The 18790-nt window shown below is 44.1% G+C and carries 15 protein-coding genes; 13 read left to right on the top strand and 2 right to left on the bottom strand.

The window, feature by feature from the left end:
- Nucleotides 1-81 precede the first annotated feature (81 nt).
- From ABDW02_RS14075 to ABDW02_RS14055, 5 genes are all read left to right on the top strand, one after another.
- Entirely contained in the window at nucleotides 82-2607 is a 2526-nt protein-coding gene (locus ABDW02_RS14075) for a transglycosylase domain-containing protein (protein ID WP_343635486.1), read from the top strand.
- A 9-nt stretch (nucleotides 2608-2616) separates the two neighbouring features.
- Nucleotides 2617-3312 carry a CoA transferase subunit A gene (locus ABDW02_RS14070; protein ID WP_343635484.1) on the top strand — a complete coding sequence of 232 codons (696 nt, stop codon included), beginning with the start codon at nucleotides 2617-2619 and terminating at the stop codon, nucleotides 3310-3312.
- A 276-nt stretch (nucleotides 3313-3588) separates the two neighbouring features.
- Nucleotides 3589-5403, top strand: a complete 1815-nt coding sequence (locus tag ABDW02_RS14065) for a hypothetical protein (protein ID WP_343635482.1) — start codon at nucleotides 3589-3591, stop codon at nucleotides 5401-5403.
- 5 nt (nucleotides 5404-5408) lie between these two features.
- Nucleotides 5409-6065, top strand: coding sequence for a CoA transferase subunit B (locus ABDW02_RS14060; RefSeq protein WP_343635480.1), 657 nt, complete (start codon nucleotides 5409-5411; stop codon nucleotides 6063-6065).
- A gap of 29 nt (nucleotides 6066-6094) precedes the next feature.
- A complete protein-coding gene (locus ABDW02_RS14055; RefSeq protein ID WP_343635478.1) occupies nucleotides 6095-6811 on the top strand; it encodes a glycosyltransferase family 2 protein in 717 nt (238 codons plus the stop codon).
- Between the two features lie 72 nt (nucleotides 6812-6883).
- On the opposite strand, the gene ABDW02_RS14050 is transcribed toward ABDW02_RS14055, so the two are convergent.
- Nucleotides 6884-7849, bottom strand: coding sequence for an acyltransferase (locus ABDW02_RS14050; protein ID WP_343635476.1), 966 nt, complete (start codon nucleotides 7847-7849; stop codon nucleotides 6884-6886).
- A 99-nt stretch (nucleotides 7850-7948) separates the two neighbouring features.
- On the bottom strand, nucleotides 7949-8308 hold the full coding sequence (locus ABDW02_RS14045; protein WP_343635474.1) for a hypothetical protein: 360 nt from the start codon (nucleotides 8306-8308) through the stop codon (nucleotides 7949-7951).
- On the opposite strand from ABDW02_RS14045, the gene ABDW02_RS14040 reads away from it, so the two are divergent.
- From ABDW02_RS14040 to ABDW02_RS14005, 8 genes are all read left to right on the top strand, one after another.
- The gene (locus ABDW02_RS14040; protein ID WP_343635472.1) at nucleotides 8295-9134 is read left to right on the top strand and encodes a LysE family translocator; all 840 of its coding nucleotides are present in this window, start codon (nucleotides 8295-8297) and stop codon (nucleotides 9132-9134) included. The genes ABDW02_RS14045 and ABDW02_RS14040 overlap by 14 nt on opposite strands.
- A 56-nt stretch (nucleotides 9135-9190) precedes the next feature.
- Entirely contained in the window at nucleotides 9191-10897 is a 1707-nt protein-coding gene (locus tag ABDW02_RS14035; RefSeq protein WP_343635470.1) for a hypothetical protein, read from the top strand.
- Between the two features lie 142 nt (nucleotides 10898-11039).
- Nucleotides 11040-11393, top strand: coding sequence for a YraN family protein (locus ABDW02_RS14030; protein ID WP_343635468.1), 354 nt, complete (start codon nucleotides 11040-11042; stop codon nucleotides 11391-11393).
- 141 nt (nucleotides 11394-11534) lie between these two features.
- Nucleotides 11535-12455 carry a pseudouridine synthase gene (locus ABDW02_RS14025; RefSeq protein WP_343635466.1) on the top strand — a complete coding sequence of 307 codons (921 nt, stop codon included), beginning with the start codon at nucleotides 11535-11537 and terminating at the stop codon, nucleotides 12453-12455.
- 6 nt (nucleotides 12456-12461) lie between these two features.
- Nucleotides 12462-13337, top strand: a complete 876-nt coding sequence (locus tag ABDW02_RS14020) for a hypothetical protein (RefSeq protein ID WP_343635464.1) — start codon at nucleotides 12462-12464, stop codon at nucleotides 13335-13337.
- A 100-nt stretch (nucleotides 13338-13437) separates the two neighbouring features.
- Nucleotides 13438-15141 carry a lysine--tRNA ligase gene (gene lysS / locus ABDW02_RS14015; protein WP_343635462.1) on the top strand — a complete coding sequence of 568 codons (1704 nt, stop codon included), beginning with the start codon at nucleotides 13438-13440 and terminating at the stop codon, nucleotides 15139-15141.
- 457 nt (nucleotides 15142-15598) lie between these two features.
- Nucleotides 15599-16723 (top strand): hypothetical protein, encoded by a 1125-nt coding sequence (locus ABDW02_RS14010; protein ID WP_343635460.1) that lies wholly within the window; start codon nucleotides 15599-15601, stop codon nucleotides 16721-16723.
- 32 nt (nucleotides 16724-16755) lie between these two features.
- The gene (locus ABDW02_RS14005; RefSeq protein ID WP_343635458.1) at nucleotides 16756-18774 is read left to right on the top strand and encodes an FG-GAP-like repeat-containing protein; all 2019 of its coding nucleotides are present in this window, start codon (nucleotides 16756-16758) and stop codon (nucleotides 18772-18774) included.
- Nucleotides 18775-18790: the final 16 nt, after the last annotated feature.

The following is an 18790-nucleotide window of genomic DNA, read 5'->3' as shown; positions in this document are numbered from 1 at the left end:
ATCACTCAACTATTGCTTCTGAATTTCGATATTTGCCTTTGCGAATAGTATTTCGTTATTTTTACCATTCAAATGAGTCGTATGGCACAAAAAAGTAAAGGACCGACAGCGTCAGCGTCTTTTTCACCGAAAGAGCATAAAAGAGCAACAATTGCTTATTGGCTGCTTGCCACTTTTCCGCTTTATTTCATCGGAGCATTGCTTTTATTTCAATCGGAAGACAACCTTCCTCCTGTTGCGATGCTGGACAATCCGCCGGAATTATTGGCTTCGGTAATTATTGCCGATGATGGTGAAACGGAATTGGGCCGCTACTGGAAAATCAACCGGACTTCGGTTGAGTACCGCAAAATCAGCCCGAACGTTACCGATGCATTGATTGCTACGGAAGATGAGCGTTTCCACGATCACTCGGGGGTGGATTTCCGCGCAATCGGTCGTGCGATTATCAATGTAGGTGGTGCCGGAGGTGCTTCGACCATTACTCAGCAACTTGCAAAACAACTCTATACGCTTCAATTGCGTGAACGCGAGGAATTGGCCCGCGCTAACGGAGAAGATGTATCATCCGGATCTTCCGGAAGAATCGGAAGAATGTGGGGCCGTCTGAACGAAAAAGCCCGTGAAAATATCATTGCTACCCGTTTGGAAGCACGCTTTACGAAAGAAGAGATCATCACGATGTATCTGAACCAATTCGATTTCTTATACAACGCCGTAGGAATTTCCAACGCTTCGAAAGTGTATTTCAATAAGAAACCAGGTGAATTGTCCAAAGAAGAAGCAGCTATGCTTGTCGGAATGTGTAAAAACCCGGCTTTGTACAATCCTTATACGTTCAAAATCAAGAATTACCGGCTTTCCCTGGCACAGAAAAAAGGAGTGGATCAATCTGCCATTACCGAGACTGAAATTTCAGAAGCCAGAGCAGCAGACAGCTTGCGGGCACTCACAAGACGTAACCAGGTATTGAAGCAATGGTTGAAAAACTCGGATGAAGGGAATGAGGCATTGCGTCAAAAACTGACCGAAGCTGAATACGAGCGTTTGAGTAAAAAACCATTGGTTACCAATTACCAGATCGTAGATCACAAACGTGGAATTGCTCCGTATTTCAGAGAATCTTTGCGAAACGAGGTAACGGAATTATTGAGTTCCAAGAAAGAAGACGGTTCATTGGTTTACAAACGTGAAGATGGGCTCCCTTACGACATTTACCGCGACGGATTACGTATTTACACTACTTTGAATGCAGACATGCAGGCACATGCGGAATACGCACTGGAAAGACATCTGAAAGACGAAATGCAGCCATTATTCGACAGAAATAACAAGTCGGCAAAAAACTGGCCTTTCTCCAATTCATTGTCCCAGGATGAAGTAAATAGCATCATGAACTCGTCCATGCGCCGTTCGGACCGGTACATCCGACTTTCGGAAGCAGGAGTTTCCGAAGCGGAAATCAAACGTATTTTCAACGAACCGGTTGAAATGCGCGTATTCAGCTGGAAAGGCGAACGCGACACGATCATGAGCCCGATGGACTCGATCCGTTATTACAAATCCTTCCTGCAAGCCGGATTGATTTCTATCGAACCAAGTACCGGGTTTGTGAAAGCATGGGTTGGCGGAACGAATATCGACCACTTTGCATACGATCACGTGAAACTGGGGAAACGACAAGTAGGTTCTACTATCAAACCATTCGTTTATGCAGCCGGAATTACCATGAATGTGGTGAAACCGGGACTCGTGGTTCCGAATATTTCTTATTGCGTAGATCTATATGACCCGAACGGAAACCCGGATGGCCAATGGTGTCCGAGAAACTCCGACGGAAGCGGAAACGGTGGAACAATCTCCATCATGAAAGGACTTGCCCTGTCCAAAAACAACATTGCGGTTTATATCATGAAACAAATGGGCGCATTGGCAGGGCCGAAAACGGTAGCAAAACTGATGCGCGATATGGACATTGAACTGCTTGACAGAGATGTTGTTCCGGCCATGTGTCTGGGTTCTATGGATTTATCGCTTTACGAATTGGTGGGCGCACAGGCAACTTTCGTCAACAAAGGAATTTTCAATAAACCAACAAGTATTCTTCGCATTGAAGACCGCGCAGGACATGTGATTTACAGCGCGAAAACGGTTTCCAAAGAAGCCATGAACGAAAACGTGGCTTACACGGTATTGAAAATGATGCGTGGAGTGATCCAGGGTGGTACCGGAAGCAGATTGCGCGGTGGTGCTGCTTACGGAGGAATTTCTTATCCGACAGCCGGAAAAACAGGAACTACACAAAACAACTCGGATGGTTGGTTTGTAGGATTAACTCCGGATCTGGCAACAGGAGTCTGGGTTGGAGCAGAAGACCGTGGTGTCCGTTTCCGAAGTACCGATTTGGGGCAGGGGGCACGAACCGCTCTACCGATCTACGGATATTATATGAACAAAGTCTACAAAGATCCGAAAATAGCTATTTCAACTACGGACTTTGAGGTTCCTCGAAATTTCGATAATTCGGTATTTAACCTCACAGGTGTTGAAATTGATCCGGCGGTGGCCGATTCAACGGCCAACATTGTCGAAGAAATACAAATGTGATAAAAGACCATGAATAAAGTTGTAAAAAACGTAGAAGAAGCCCTGGCTGGCATTGAAGACAACATGACCCTGATGGTCGGCGGATTCGGACTATGCGGAATTCCTGAAAACTCCATTGCACAATTGGTGAAAATGGGAACGAAAGGTTTGACTTGTATTTCAAACAATGCCGGGGTCGACGACTTTGGTTTGGGTTTGCTCTTGCAAAAGAAGCAGATCAAAAAAATGATTTCTTCCTACGTGGGTGAAAACGAAGAATTCGAACGCCAGATGCTTTCCGGTGAACTGGAAGTGGATTTAATCCCCCAGGGTTCTCTGGCTGAGCGTTGCAGAGCCGGAGGTGCCGGAATCCCGATGTTCTTTACTCCAGCCGGGTATGGAACAGAAGTAGCCGAAGGAAAAGAAGTACGTGTTTTCAACGGGAAACCACACATCCTGGAAAGTGCATTAACAGCCGATTTCGCATTGGTAAAAGCCTGGAAAGGTGATACGGAAGGAAACCTGATCTTTAAGGCTACTGCCCGCAACTTCAACCCGATGATGGCTATGGCCGGAAAAATCACCGTTGCAGAAGTGGAAGAACTGGTTCCCGCAGGAGAATTGGACCCCAACTTCATTCACACTCCGGGAATTTTCGTTCAGCGCATTTTCCAGGGAGAAAAATTTGAAAAACGCATCGAGCAAAGAACTGTTCGTCAGAAATAAATGACCTTCTTTCGATTAGATAATAAGTGGCTGATTTGGCCACTTTTTCTTTTTCTAGTAGTTTAATTTCTTCAACCGAGGTCATAGAACCAGGTAAATCTTTCAGGGATTCATATTAAAATTCTTGCGGTAACCAAAAAGTGAGAGAAGAAAAGCGATCCGCCGTGGCGGATTGATCTTGTCCCGAAGTTTCGGGCTTCTTGCAGCTATTATTTATTGATTGCAACCGAAATCATTTTACATTTGCATGAATCTAAACGAAAAAACAGGACTATTTTGATTCAAAAAAACTCCAAAACTATTTATTCTGACTCTTCGGAACGGCTCATTACCTGGATACTCTTTTTGGGGTTGCTGATCTACGCCATTTTAAGAGCCTGGATTGTGGAACCTATTCACGATGAAGTAGCAACTTATTTTCATTACATCGAAACGGGGGAAATCAGAGGTGGCCGTTCGTTGATGGACGCCAACAATCATTTGTTCAACAGCTGGCTTGGAAACCTTTCGTACCGCTGGTTCGGGGAACACTTCTTCCTTTTCAGGCTTCCTGCTGTTTTGTGTTTTTGCCTGTACTTTTGGTCGAGCAGAAAACTGACCCGCAACCTGAACCTGGGAATCTGGGGAGAACTTTGTTTTGTGGCATTGAACACCATTCCGTGGATTTTCGACTATTTCAGCTATACGAGGGGCTATGGCCTGGCAATCGGATTTTTCATGGCCGCTTTATTCCAATTATCCGTTTGGCTGAAGGCGAAACATACCGGTCATTTGATCCTATTGCTTTTATTCCTTTATCTGGCCGTGCTTTCAAATCTGACTTACCTCGTTACGAGTTTGATTCTTTGCGCTTACGTTGTTTTCATCGCCCTGCTTTTTGCGAAGAAAATAGGGATCAAAGCCCTGGTATTCCATGCATGTTTAGTGATCGTTTTCTGCTTTTCACTCCTTCCGCTGATCCGGTTCAGTTTCGAACTGAAGGAAGCCGGCGCTTTGTATTACGGAAGCCTGGACGGACTTTGGTGGGTAACCGGGAAAACACTTTCGCGCTATATTTTATTTTACGATGCAAACTGGCTCCGTATTGCTTACCTGCTGATCGGCTTCGCAGGAGCAATCATCCTGTTCCTGCAATGGCGAAAAGAATCGTGGCTGAATTTTCTTACCGGTACTTCTTTCTGGTTGTGTATGCTCATTGCCGGAAACATTTTCGCGATCCTTTTCCTGGCAAAAGTGATGAAGGTCAATTACCCGGAAGACCGCGCAGCAATGTACCTGATTCCTTTAAGTATCCTGGCACTGACCGTGCTTTTTGTCCGGCACAAATTCTCCCGGTATTTCCTGGTAGTACTTTTGTTCTTCCCGGTTAGTTTTCTCGCAAAATTGAACTTAAACACCTCTGTTTTCTCTCCGGATGACCGCATGAGCAAAGCATTCTACGAAGCTGCCACGAAAGATCTGAAACCGAACGAAACGGTGAGTATTTACCCGATTCAGCAGTTGACTTATGCTCATTTTGAGCGCACGAACCCGGATCATCCGGTAAAACATGTAGGAACGCTTCAAAAAGACTTCCAGCCGGGCAGTGATCTGATCCTCACCAAAACAACCTGGCTATTCCCGAAAGACGATATCAGCGCTTACAAAGTCGTAGCGAAGGATCCGGCCAGCACGTACATTGCTTTGAGGCGAAAAATTCCTTTCAAACAAGTTCATTTATTCGATTCGATCGGAAAAACCAAACAATCCGATGAGGAATTTATCCTGTTCTACGACGGACCGATCCGACCCGAATGGCGCAACAAGCAGATCCAGATCAACCTGAAAGGTGACTGGAAAACGGACAAGCACCTGAACGATTTCAACGCAGTAGTTTCCACGAACGATTCTTCAGATGTCAATTTGAGATATGAATATCAGAACCTGCGCTGGTATTACGGAGAGAATGTGCAGCAATTTAAATTGAACTATCCGTACAGCGCAAAGCATTTTCTGAGCGAAGAATCCCGATTGATTATTTATATTTGGAACCCGGAAAGAAAGCATTTCAAGCTATCACGTCCGACCATTGAGATTATTGAGTTAAAATAAAGCACATGGCACTAGATAAAAACGGAATTGCAAAACGCATTGCACAGGAATTACAGGACGGTTGGTATGTAAACCTGGGAATCGGTATTCCGACTTTGGTTGCAAACTACATTCCTGAAGGCATCGAAGTGGAATTCCAGTCTGAAAACGGGATTCTTGGAATGGGGCCTTTCCCGTTCGAAGGAGAAGAAGATCCGGATCTGATCAACGCCGGAAAACAAACCGTAACATTGAGACCGGGAGCATCCATCTTTGATTCTGCTACTTCATTTGCCATGATCCGCGGCCAGCACGTTCAGTTGACGGTTCTCGGAGCCATGGAAGTTTCCCAGAACGGGGATATCGCCAACTGGAAAATTCCTGGAAAAATGGTGAAAGGAATGGGTGGAGCGATGGATTTGGTTGCTTCTGCCGAGAATATTATCGTCGCGATGATGCATTCCAACAAAGCCGGTGAATCGAAAATATTGAAAGCTTGTACGTTGCCTTTGACAGGTGTCGGCTGCGTGAAGAAGGTCGTAACCGAACTGGCTGTGCTGGAGATCAAAGACAATAAATTCCACCTGATTGAGCGCGCTCCGGGGGTGAGTGTGGAAGAAATCGTTTCCAAAACAGAAGGAGATCTGGTTGTACCCGATTTTGTGCCGGAAATGAACCTCTAATAAAATTCCCTTTTTTACGTTATCCAGACATGATTCAAAAATTATCCATTCTTATACCGGCTTATAACGAAGGCCCAACCATTCACCTGATCCTGGACAAGATCAAAAAGGTGCAATTGGAAAACGACGTTCACAAAGAATTGGTAATTGTCAACGATTGTTCAAAGGATAACACCGTTGAACGCATTGAAGCGTATATGGCCGCAAATCCGGAAATGGATATCCGTCTTTTCTCACAGCCTTACAACCAGGGAAAAGGAGCTGCCATCAATCGCGCAATCCAGGAAGCAACCGGAGAATACATCATTATCCAGGACGCGGATCTGGAATACGACCCCGAAGAATACAATTTGCTTTTAAAACCGGTTTACATGGACAATGCAGACGTGGTTTACGGTTCCCGCTTCATGGGACATCAACCTCATCGTATTCTCTTTTACTGGCATTCCAAAGGAAATAAATTCCTGACAGGACTTTCCAACATGATGACGAACCTGAATTTAACCGACATGGAAACCTGTTATAAGTTAATCCGTTCTTCGATTGCAAAAGATATCAAGATCAAGGAAAACCGTTTCGGAATTGAGCCTGAAATCACTGCAAAACTGGCAAAACGCAAAGGAATCCGCATTTACGAAGTGGGTATTTCCTATTACGGAAGAACATACGAAGAAGGGAAGAAAATTGGCTGGAAAGACGGTTTCAGAGCGATATTCTGCATCATCAAGTACCGCTTCACAAATTAATTATCAATAATGAATTGGTTAATTATCAAGAAGATTACTGCTTGATAATTCATCATTGAATCATTGATCATTCTAATACTTAATGCTCTTCGACCAGCGTATCGAGCGTTGTTCAATCACCCTGTAATAGCAGTAGGCAAATACGATCGCGCCCAAAACAGCACATGTGAAATACACCCACGGGTTCCAGTCGACATGTCTTTGATTCTTGCAATAGTACAGGAATAATCCGCCGGAAAATCCATGTGTGAGGTACAGGGAATAAGAGAATTTCCCGATTGATTCCAGCCAGATACTTTTGATTTTTACCCAAAGCAGGAATACTACTCCAATTACCGAAATCACCACGTCCTCCATGGGGAAAATCAGGTACAGGAACACCAAACAAGCAGCAATCAAACTGTAATTAAGCACCAGGCTGCGCGATCTGTAAATCTCCGAACAGGCAATTCCTATCAGGAAAAAAGGGATATTATGGACCAGGTCGATCGAATGGAAATAATACGCTGAAATAAGTGCTGAAAAGGTAATCAATGCGTAACTCCAGATCGTTTTGTGGAGCGGAATGACCAACAGGCCAATCACCAGGTAAAACAAAAATTCCACCTTCAGCGTCACAAAAATCGGGTTCATCCATTGTGTATCCTTGAACAGATCTACCGAAAGCGTGGCGTTCTCGAGCAACTGTTTCGCCGAATACGGAAAAGGCCATCCGAAAAAGTACGGTGCGATACAGATCAATGCGATGGTTCCCAAAAAGGGTGGAAAAATACGTGCAAATCGCTTTAGGAGGTATTTCGGGTAGTTCTGAATACCGAACGAAGTACTTGTAAGCGAATAATAGATTACAAAACCGGAAATGATGTAGAACAATTCTACGCCCTGCGCACCGAATTCGGAATACTTGCGAACAAGCTCATTTTCGATCAACGGGCCCTTTGCATCCGAAAAGGAAATAAAATGGAAGAGCAGTACGATCAAAGCCGCCAAAGCGCGCAACGATTCGATATGGCCCAAATGTTTTTTCCCCTTTTCCAATCTGTCACTAAAATAATGAGATTTCCCAAAACGCAATAAAAAAACCCTGACGTCCCGGGTATCTTCGGGAGTCAGGGTTAAACGTATTTTAAGCCGCTTTTAGTACAATTCCTGTTTCAAAGCTGTACGGTAATCCTTGATTTCTTCTCTGTTGATCTTGTGTTCCGCATTTTTCAATAAGTTCAGTAAGTAAAGGAAGTTTTCCTGGTCTTCGATCTCCAGCGGATATTCGTTCCCTTCCTCATCTTCCTCGTATTGTGCCTGAACATCAAACGCGTTTCTGTCCTGCAGGTACTCATAAGACAAACGTAAAACCTTCACCACCAAAGGATCTTGTTCTTTCAAAGCTTGTTCGCGCAATTCTTTCAAATCCTCCACAACACCTTTGTAAGCGATCCCTTCTTTTTCCACGTTGGAAATAATTGTTTCTAATTTTTTATTGGCAATGGCCGTTTTCATACTTCAACTTTCAAGACATGGCAAATGTAATGACTTCTTAGCAGTTAAAATAGCATCTATATCGTTTTTTTACAAAATCATTCGGATTTCCGCTTCCAAACCATGCTTTCTTTCAGAAATCCCGCTCACGCGTAAATCGAATGACTATATTTGTAAAAACAGAAAAACCGAACTTTTGCTAGATATTTTACTCAAAGGAATTATTACCGGATTTATACTCAGTATAATGATCGGTCCCGTATTCTTTCTTCTTTTGGAAACAAGCATCCGAAAAGGAATCCGGGCCGCCATTGCATTTGATCTGGGAGTGCTTCTTTCCGACCTTGTTTACATCCTCATTGCGCTTGTTTTTTATGCCCAGGTTACCAAAATAACCTCCGGTGAATACGGGCACATCATTTCGATCGTGGGTGGATTTGTTCTCATGATCTTCGGCCTGGTAACCCTGCTGAAGAAACCCAAAGAGGATAAAAAAGAAGCGGACAAACAACTGAACAATCAAACCAAGGACCTGATTTTACTCGGACTCAAAGGTTTCCTGCTGAATTTTGCCAACCCGGGAGTAATCTTTTACTGGATTACCGTAATCGCACTTGGAGCAGACGGGAAAAAGAACGCGGACAATGCCATTGACGAAAGCACTTACTGGTACATCCTGATCATCATGGTTACCTTCTTTTCGGTAGATCTTCTGAAAATTATCGGGGCAAAGAAACTCCGTCCTTTCATTACCGACAATGTACTAACCGGATTGAACCGCCTGATCGGCCTGATCATTATCGGAACAGGTGTGCTGTTGGTCATCAAAGGTTTCCTGCATAAATAGCTCTTGTAACATTTCACCCCATTCATAATTATACAGTTAAAAACATCATTTATTCCATGAAGTTCGTTTGTTTCCTCTTTTTGTTATGCGCTTTCACAGGATTGGGCCAGGTTATAAACAAAGAGAACCTGACACCCAAGGAGAAAAACTATTATGATTTTCAACAAACCAAGCTGGAATCCATCGGGAGTTATTACAAGGATTTACTGGGAGAATCGCGTGATAAACACGGAAAATGGCTGTATTACGACCGGTTCGGAACCGTGATCGAAGAACGCAATTATTACCGCGGGAAATTACATGGAAGAGTGGTTTCCTTCCACCCGAACGGTAAAAACAAGCAGGAAGGTTATTTCAAAATGGGAGAACAGGACAGCGTCTTCCGCGAATGGAACGAACTGGGAAAACTCAGCGTCCAGGGAAATTATAAATTGGGAAAACCTGTTGGTTTTTGGGAATACTATTACCTCACCGGGCAGAAAAAACAAGTCGAAGAAATCATTGATACCACGACTTACCTGCGTGACTTCTGGATGCCCGACAGCCTTCACACCCAAAAAGTAAAGGACGGAAACGGGGAATACCTCACTTTCTTCGATACCGGAATGGAAAAAGAATGGTATAACTACAAAAACGGGTTGAAAGACGGCCCTTTTGAGGAAGTTTCCATTTACGGGTATCTGCTGATCAGCGGAAAATTCAAGAACGGGCAAAAAGACAGCACCTGGAATTTCTTCTATTACACCGGGAAGACCGAAAAAATCAGCAATTATGTAGAGGGGAAACTGGACGGGCCGTACAAGTATTTTTACGACAACGAGCAGGTAAACGTAGAAGGAACTTACAAGAACGGTGAAAAATCCGGTTTGTGGACCTGGTATACCAAAAAGGGAACCAAAGACATGGAAGGTTCTTTCGATAATGGAAAACAAAACGGCAAATGGACGTATTGGTATCCGACAGGGGAATTGCGCAATTACGCCGAATACGATCACGATAAGAAAACCGGCACCTGGCAGTATTTTTACAAAGACGGAAGTAAATTCAAAAGCTCACCTTATGTCGATGATCTGAAACAAGGATTGTGGGAAACCTGGTACGAAAACGGACAGCTGCTTATGTCCGGAAAGTATGTGAAAGACAAGGAAGAAGGAACCTGGGTGAATTATTGGGAAAACGGGAAAGAAAAGAACATTGCCACATTTAAGAACGGTCTTTTGAACGGAAAATGGGAATCCTATTTCCCGACAGGGAAACCGAATGTTTTCGGAAATTACAAAGACGGGGAAAAAACGGGCGAATGGACCAGCTTCTTCGACAATGGAAAACCGAAAGACGTATTCAATTACAAAGTCATTACCAAGAAATCGAAAATCCCGAACGGGCCGCTGAAAGACTACGATGTGAAAGAAAGCATCAAAGACGGACACGCTGTTTCCTACTCTCAAAAGGATTACAAGAAAACCGAAGAAGGAGATTACAAAAACGGCGAAAAGGACGGAGTTTGGTACACATACTGGCCGGGCGGACATATTCCGAGCAACACCACGACTTACAAAAACGGGTTATTGGAAGGTAAATCCACCGAGTTGGACAGAAGAGGAAATCCTGTTTCAGAAACCGAATACAAAAACGGCCTGAAACACGGAAAGATGAAAATCTACGACAAGCGCGGAAAAGTAGCCAAAGAACTGGAGTTTGAATTCGGGCAGCAAGTGATCAAAGGTGCCGGAGGCAGCAGTATTGAGTTTAAAACGCGCTAATGCTGTTCAATGTGTTCAAAACGTTTAAAGGGTTTAAACAAATCTTCTTTTTGAACTCTTTTGAACTCTTTTGAACTCTTTTGAACTCTTTTGAACTTTGCAAAATGTCATCTTTTTTCTTAAATTATATAAGAAAAGGCTCATGACAGACCAGGAATTAGGCATTTTCGGGGAGCAGATGGCTCAAAAATTTTTGCTCAGAAACGGTTACACCATTCGCAAGACGAACTACCGCTATTTGAAATTCGAAATAGATATCATTGCACAAAAGGACGAAAAGATTGTCGTTGTTGAAGTAAAAACGCGGCAAACGGCAGAGATCGGTGAACCCTGGATGGCAGTTACCAAAAAGAAGCAGCGGCAAATCATCTTTTGCGCCAATGAATACATCCAATCCCGCGATTTGCCCAACGAAGTACGTTTCGACATCATTTCGATCGTTCACAATCAATTCCGTACCAAGCTGGAGCATATTGAGGATGCGTTTTCGACATAAATTGAAATTTTCATGTAGGCACGCGATTAATCGCGCGCCTACATGAAAAACCACTTGATTTTCAGCTTTGTAACTTTTCTCAATTAAACGTCTTATCTTTGTGCCGTCTACTGCGATAGTAAACATTAAATTCTGCTCGTGATGAACACAAGAAAAACAGGTACAGGGAAAGGCCGTACCACAACCGGAAGAGGTTCAAAACCTACTTCTTCAAGAACCGGGAAACCGGCACCAAAAGGCGCAAAGCCTAAAAGCGCATCCAAGCCCGCAGCAGCGGCTGAAGGATCTTCAAAACCTCATTTCAAACCGAAAGTTCGCAAAGGTGATCCATTGCCGACTTTCAACGAAGAAGATGTCCGTTTGAACAAATACTTGTCGAATGCCGGAGTTTGCTCCCGCAGAGAGGCTGATGTATTGATCCAGACCGGAGTTGTTTCCGTAAACGGTGAGATCGTTACCGAATTGGGGTACAAGATCAAGAAAGGGGACAAAGTACAGTATGACGGTGAAACGATCAATGCTGAGACCAAACGTTACGTGCTTTTGAATAAACCGAAGGGATTCATTACTACGATGGATGATCCGCTGGGGCGCAAAACCGTAATGGGATTGGTCATCAATGCCTGCAAAGAACGTATTTATCCGGTAGGTCGGTTAGACCGCGACACAACCGGGTTGTTGCTGTTCACAAACGACGGGGACATGGCTAAAAAGCTGACTCACCCGCGTTATGAGGCTACCAAGATTTACCACGTGGAAACCGATAAACCGGTTCAAAAAGAACATTTGGAATTATTGATGCGCGGAATCGAACTGGAAGACGGACGCATCCAGGCAGATAAGGCAGAATACGTTACAGACGGAAAATCCGGCCGTGAAGTCGGGATTGAGATCCATTCCGGGAAAAACCGCATCGTACGCCGTATGTTTGAAAAACTGGGATACGAAGTGGTAAAATTGGACCGCGTTCAATTTGCAAGCTTGACGAAGAAAGATTTGCCAAGAGGTTATTACCGCCATTTAACGGAGAAAGAAGTGAGCTTTCTTAAAATGACTAAATAAATCAACATGCACAAAAAGCTGTTATTCCTTTTCCTTTTAGCAGTGATTGCCACCCCGGCTGATGCACAGATCCGAAAGCATCAACGGAAGAGAAGTACCAATGCCGGTACACTTTTCTTCTATTGGGGCTATAATCGAACTGCGTACACACCGTCGACGATCCATTTCCTAGGCTCGAACTATGATTTCAAGCTCAGCGGTGTAAGAGCAACGGACAGGCAACCGAAATTCGGGGCAAACCTGTATTTGAATCCGATGAATATGACGATTCCGCAATACAACTTCCGGATCGGATATTATTTCACGGAAAAATGGGCCTTGTCTGTTGGTGTAGACCATTTCAATTACGTGATGGCGCACAACAAGGAAGTCACGTTGGACGGTCATTTCGATTATGGGGCGGATTCTACCTGGGAAGGAAATTACACGCAGGAAAGTTTGTTGATAGATCCGGCCCAATTGCATTATGAGCATTCGGGAGGATTGAATTATTTGAGAATCGAATTGATGCGTTCATTCGACTTGTTGGAACTGGGAGACAGAAGACAGTTTGCAGTTACCGGGAATGTTGGTTTGAACATCGGCCCGATGCTGACGACAACGAATTTTTACTTTGCAAACCAGCAGACAAATCGTTCGACAGCACTTTCCGGTTATGGAATCGGTGCAAATGCCAGCGCCCGTCTCGAATTTTTCAAGCATGTATTCATCCAGGCGGAAGGCGGATTGGCCTTTGCTCATCTTCCCGGAGTGAAAACCCGGCCGGCAGATCGAAACCAACGTGCAAAACAAGCTTTCGGATTAGCTTCCTACAATGTATCTTTGGGACTGATGTTCTACATCAAAACCAAGAATGGCTGTGATAGCTGTCCGCATTGGTGATGTCAGGTTCAAACATTATTAAATTAAATACTAACTATTAAAATAGAACCTCGGATTAAGGTCCTGAAATCTTAAATCCTGAGGTCTTAACATCAAAAAAATGTCACAAGAATTATCAGAACAAGAAATCCAGCGACGACAAACGTTGCAACACTTACGCGATGCGGGGATCGATCCTTATCCTGCTGCACTTTACCCGGTAACCGATTATTCCGCTTCTATCAAGAACAATTTTGAAGAAGGAAAGATCGTTTGCCTGGCAGGTAGAATGATGAGTCAGCGTGTAATGGGAAAGGCTTCTTTTGCTGAATTACAAGATTCCGAAGGAAGGATACAAGTGTATTTCAACCGCGACGAAATTTGTCCGGGAGAAGACAAAATGCTTTACAACGACCTGTTCAAAAAGTGGCTGGACCTGGGTGATTTCATCGGGATCAAAGGAGAAGTGTTCAAAACGCAAGTGGGAGAAGTTTCCGTAAATGTGAAAGAATTCCAGTTGTTGAGCAAATCCCTGAAACCGCTTCCGCTTCCTAAAACGGATGCCGAAGGAAACGTACATGATGCATTTACTGACCCGGAATTGCGTTACCGTCAGCGCTATGTTGATTTAGTGGTAAATCCGCAGGTGAAAGAAGTGTTCGTAAAACGCACGAAATTGTTTTCAGCGATGCGTAATTTCTTCAACGATGCCGGTTATATGGAAGTTGAAACACCGATTTTGCAGGCAATTCCCGGAGGAGCTTCTGCAAGGCCGTTCATTACGCACCACAATGCGCTGGATATTCCTTTGTACATGCGTATCGCAAACGAATTGTACCTGAAAAGACTGATTGTAGGTGGATTTGACGGAGTTTATGAATTCTCGAAGAATTTCCGCAACGAAGGAATGGACAGAACGCACAATCCGGAATTTACAGCCATGGAAATCTATGTTTCTTACAAAGATTACAACTGGATGATGGATTTCACGGAGCGTTTATTGGAACATTGTGCAACAGCCGTAAACGGAACAGCAGAATGTACGTTCGGTGAACACAAAATCAGCTTCAAAGCACCGTACAAGCGTGTAACCATGCGTCAATCCATCATTGATTTCACCGGTTTTGACATTGCCGGTAAATCGGAAGATGAATTGCGGGCAGCTGCCAAAGGAATGGGAATTCAGGTGGATGAAACCATGGGGAAAGGAAAATTGATCGATGAGATTTTCGGGGAAAAATGTGAAGGAAATTACATCCAACCGACGTTCATCACGGATTATCCGAAAGAAATGTCGCCATTGTGTAAAACACACCGCGACAACCCGGAACTGACGGAACGATTTGAATTGATGGTCTGCGGAAAAGAAATCGCGAATGCTTATTCCGAGTTGAATGACCCGATCGATCAGCGCGAGCGTTTCGAAGACCAGGTGCGTCTTTCCGAAAAAGGAGACGATGAAGCAAACGGATTGATCGACCAGGATTTCTTACGTGCTTTGGAATACGGAATGCCACCGACATCCGGATTGGGAATCGGAATGGACCGTTTGATCATGTATCTGACCAATAATCCTTCTATCCAGGAAGTATTGTTCTTCCCGCAAATGCGCCCGGAGAAAGTGGTAAAAGTGGTACTGAATGAAAACGAGCAATTGATCTTCGATATCATGCAGCGCGAGAAAAGCATGAACCTGCTGACTTTGAAAGAATCGGTAAACCTGAGCAACAAAGCCTGGGATACCAGTATCAAAGGATTGACAAAACACGGATTACTGAAAGTAACCAAAACAGACGATATCCTGAATGTTGACCTGGTAGGATAATCTATCATTCAAATACATTGAATCCCTGGTTTGCTGAGACGAATCAGGGATTTTTTGTGAACCACATAGTGCACATAGAACACATAGCATTATCCAAAATATGTAGCCTATGGTTTGGTTTCTAATGGTTCAATTGTAAAAAGGCCAATATGGCAGACAGATAGAGGTTATTATATCTCTGCGTGTTCCTCTGCGTTCGTTCGTCCCGACACTCAGGGCCTCCTTGAAACAAACAGATGTAATTCAAATCCGGAATCACCGAATCAATTTGTTAAGAATTTATTCCTGTATTGATAAATCAACAAAATTTTCACAAACACTCGTTTCAAAGCAACGTTTCTTATCAATCCGGACTCTATAGTATTGTGAAACAATTGTTAACGGAAAGGAAGGATTATTCAAAATAAATGCTACCTTTTTCCAAACTTACCGAAAGGTAAAAGCTACAATACGCTTTATGAACCGAAAAAGAACTGATTCGAACCGACTGATTATCTCTTCCTGTGCCATAGCGGCGCTGGTTTTGATGCTTTTTACAGTTCCCGCTTGTAAAAAGAAACCCAAAGTAGAACCCATCGATCCACCCGTGGAAGAAAATACGGGAGTTTCTGTTGACCTGACAACGGTTCCGTATCCCAAATTGTCCGATTACCGCTTTTTTCAGGGTGATCTTAAAAATCAGACACCTGCCGACAAAGTGATTCCTTACGAGCCTGCTTCAGGACTTTTCACGGATTATGCGCATAAAAAGCGCTTTATCTGGATGCCGAACGGAACTCAGGCAACCTACAATGGCGATCACAACGTACTGGAACTTCCGGTTGGTGCTGCTTTGATCAAAACCTTCTACTACGACGATGTGCAGCCCGCAGGAAATACCCGCATTATCGAAACACGCATTATGATCCGGAAATCTTCGGGTTGGATCTTTGCCAATTACGTCTGGAACACCGAACAAACAGAAGCTTACCTGGATATGAACGGAAGCTATACCAATATCAGCTGGCTTCAGAACGGAACTCCGAAAAGCACTGCTTACCGCATTCCCAACCAAACGGAATGTCATACGTGTCACAAACTCAACGACGAGCCTATTCCGATCGGGATCAAACCTCAGAACCTGAATATCGATTATGCCTATGAAAGCGGCACTCAAAATCAATTGCAAAAATTGATCGCTGTCGGGTATTTGCAGAATAACCTTCCGGGAAATATCGTCTCTACAGTCAATTACATGGACCAGACGAAAACTGTTGACGAACGCTTTCGTTCTTATGTGGACATCAACTGTGCGCACTGTCACGCCGAAGGAAAACACTGCTCCTACCGCCCGATGCGCCTGGCGTTTTCAGAAACCGATGAAGCCATTAACTTAGGTTTGTGTGTGGAACCGGAAGAATTTATCAATTCAACTCTAGCCTATATCATTAAACCAAGCGACAAAGCCCGCTCGATGATGTATTATCGACTGGGATCTACCCTTCCGAGCGAACGCATGCCACTACTCGGCAGAACCATCGTTCACGAAGAAGGTTTACAGCTTCTTGAAGAATGGATCAATTGGAAACAAACCTGCAACTAATACCCTATTTATGAACTTAAAAACCAAGGATTATGAAAATTAATTTTACTTTTTTCCTTTTGCTGGGAATCCCGGCAATTTCCCAGGCTCAAAACACCTGTGCTACTGCTTTGTCGATCATGCCGGCAACCACGTATGTAGTTACGGCTGTTGACGGGACAGATGTACCAACATTGGTTTGTACTACAAACGGTACTGGCCAGACTGCCGGTGAGTGGTATACCTACACTCCCAACGATGATTATACCGTGACTTTAACCACGGACCTTCCGGCTTCAAACGGAACCGATACCCGATTCCATGTTTACTCCGGAGTTTGCGGGGCACTTACCTGTGTTACCGGAGACGATGACAGCGGAAGCGGATTAACTTCTTTGGCTACTTTCAACGTAACCAGCGGAACAACTTATACCATTGCTTTTGACAATCGCTGGTCTTCCAACGGGTTCAGCTTTAAGCTAACGGAAAGCCCGATCGTTGTGCCTCCGACACCTCCGATTACTTTTACCGCAAGTACATTCCCGACAGTTAGCGGAACTTATGGTTTGGCAACAACAGACATGAACGGTGACTTTTTGGATGATATCGTGACCGTATCTTCTTCCAGCGTACAAATCCTGTATCAGCAAACCAACGGTTCTTTCACTACAACAAACATCCCTACTTCCACTACTATGTTCCAGCCTTCCTGGAGTATGGCAATCGGGGATATCGATAAGAACGGATTCAACGATATGCTTTACGGAAGCGGTTCGGGTGTAACATTTATGAAAGCAAATGCAACAGGAACGGCTTATACGGAAATCTCCGGTACGGAATACGTATTCTGTCAGCGCACGAATTTCGTGGACATCAACAACGATGGGAACCTGGATGCATTTTCCTGCCACGATATCGATCCGAATGTTTATTACATCAATGACGGAAGCGGGAATTTGACTTTCCATACAGGCGGATTGGGTGATCACCCGGAAGGAGGAAACTACGGCTCTATCTGGATGGATTACGATAACGACGGTGACCAGGATTTATACATTGCTAAGTGCCGCGGAGGTGCTTCCACTGCGAAAATCGATGAATTGCACCGCAACGACGGTGGTGGAGTTTTCACAGACGTTTCTACAGCTGCCGGAATGGCAAACCCAAGCCAGTCATGGTCTTCCGCATGGAATGATTACAACAACGACGGTTGGATGGATGCGTTGGTTGGAGCAAGTTCCACAGATGACGGCGGGCACTTCCTGATGAAAAACAACGGAGACGGTACATTTACAGACATTACTTCCGGTTCCGGATGGGATGTAAACACGAGCTTAAGCATCGAACACGTTTCTTTTGATTTCGATAACGACGGATATACGGACGTAATGGGAGGCGGAAACAAAATCATGTTCGGAAACGGTGATATGACCTTCTACCCGATCGTTTATGCCTTTCAAAGTGGTTCTGTTGGTGATTTGAACAATGACGGATTCCTGGATGTAAGAAACGGGAATACGGTTTATATGGCAAATCCGAACGGGAATAACTGGATTACTATCAATCTTCAGGGAATTCAAAGTAATTACAATGGAATCGGTGCACGCGTAGAGATTTACGGTTCATGGGGAAAACAAATCCGTGACATCAGAAGCGGTGACGGTTTCAGATACATGAATACGTTGAATGCTCACTTCGGTTTGGGAACTGCAACGGTGATTGACTCGCTATTTATCAAATGGCCTTCCGGACATGTTGACCAGATCAACAACCCAACGATCAATGAGCCGATCACGGTGGTTGAAGGTTCACATCCTTTGAGCTTACTGGAAGTTGACGGGAAGAAAATCATCCTGTCTCCGAACCCGACAACGGATTATTTGACTATCGAGAACTTTGATCTGTTAGATGCTTCCAGCATCCAGGTTTACTCACAATTGGGAGAACGCGTGATCAATACCGATAAAAAAGACTCGAAACTTTCATTAGCCGGATTGACTAGCGGACGTTATTTCTTAGTAATCCAAACGAAGAACGGAGAAAAGTATTCCGAATCATTCATTAAAATGTAACAGAATAAACGAATCA

The organism is Fluviicola sp. (assembly GCF_039596395.1).
Taxonomy (GTDB): Bacteria; Bacteroidota; Bacteroidia; order Flavobacteriales_D; family Crocinitomicaceae; genus Fluviicola.
The sequence above is the reverse complement of the archived record's forward strand: the minus strand, read 5'-3'. Positions and strand labels throughout refer to the sequence as shown.

What these genes read in the sequence shown, in the direction of transcription:
- ABDW02_RS14075 (WP_343635486.1), top strand. Translation starts at nt 82, where the DNA reads ATGGCACAAAAAAGTAAAGGACCGACAGCGTCAGCGTCTTTTTCACCG.
- ABDW02_RS14070 (WP_343635484.1), top strand. Translation starts at nt 2,617, where the DNA reads ATGAATAAAGTTGTAAAAAACGTAGAAGAAGCCCTGGCTGGCATTGAA.
- ABDW02_RS14060 (WP_343635480.1), top strand. Translation starts at nt 5,409, where the DNA reads ATGGCACTAGATAAAAACGGAATTGCAAAACGCATTGCACAGGAATTA.
- ABDW02_RS14055 (WP_343635478.1), top strand. Translation starts at nt 6,095, where the DNA reads ATGATTCAAAAATTATCCATTCTTATACCGGCTTATAACGAAGGCCCA.
- ABDW02_RS14040 (WP_343635472.1), top strand. Translation starts at nt 8,295, where the DNA reads ATGGCCGTTTTCATACTTCAACTTTCAAGACATGGCAAATGTAATGAC.
- ABDW02_RS14045 (WP_343635474.1), bottom strand. Translation starts at nt 8,308, where the DNA reads ATGAAAACGGCCATTGCCAATAAAAAATTAGAAACAATTATTTCCAAC.
- ABDW02_RS14035 (WP_343635470.1), top strand. Translation starts at nt 9,191, where the DNA reads ATGAAGTTCGTTTGTTTCCTCTTTTTGTTATGCGCTTTCACAGGATTG.
- ABDW02_RS14030 (WP_343635468.1), top strand. Translation starts at nt 11,040, where the DNA reads ATGACAGACCAGGAATTAGGCATTTTCGGGGAGCAGATGGCTCAAAAA.
- ABDW02_RS14025 (WP_343635466.1), top strand. Translation starts at nt 11,535, where the DNA reads ATGAACACAAGAAAAACAGGTACAGGGAAAGGCCGTACCACAACCGGA.
- ABDW02_RS14020 (WP_343635464.1), top strand. Translation starts at nt 12,462, where the DNA reads ATGCACAAAAAGCTGTTATTCCTTTTCCTTTTAGCAGTGATTGCCACC.
- lysS (WP_343635462.1), top strand. Translation starts at nt 13,438, where the DNA reads ATGTCACAAGAATTATCAGAACAAGAAATCCAGCGACGACAAACGTTG.
- ABDW02_RS14010 (WP_343635460.1), top strand. Translation starts at nt 15,599, where the DNA reads ATGAACCGAAAAAGAACTGATTCGAACCGACTGATTATCTCTTCCTGT.
- ABDW02_RS14005 (WP_343635458.1), top strand. Translation starts at nt 16,756, where the DNA reads ATGAAAATTAATTTTACTTTTTTCCTTTTGCTGGGAATCCCGGCAATT.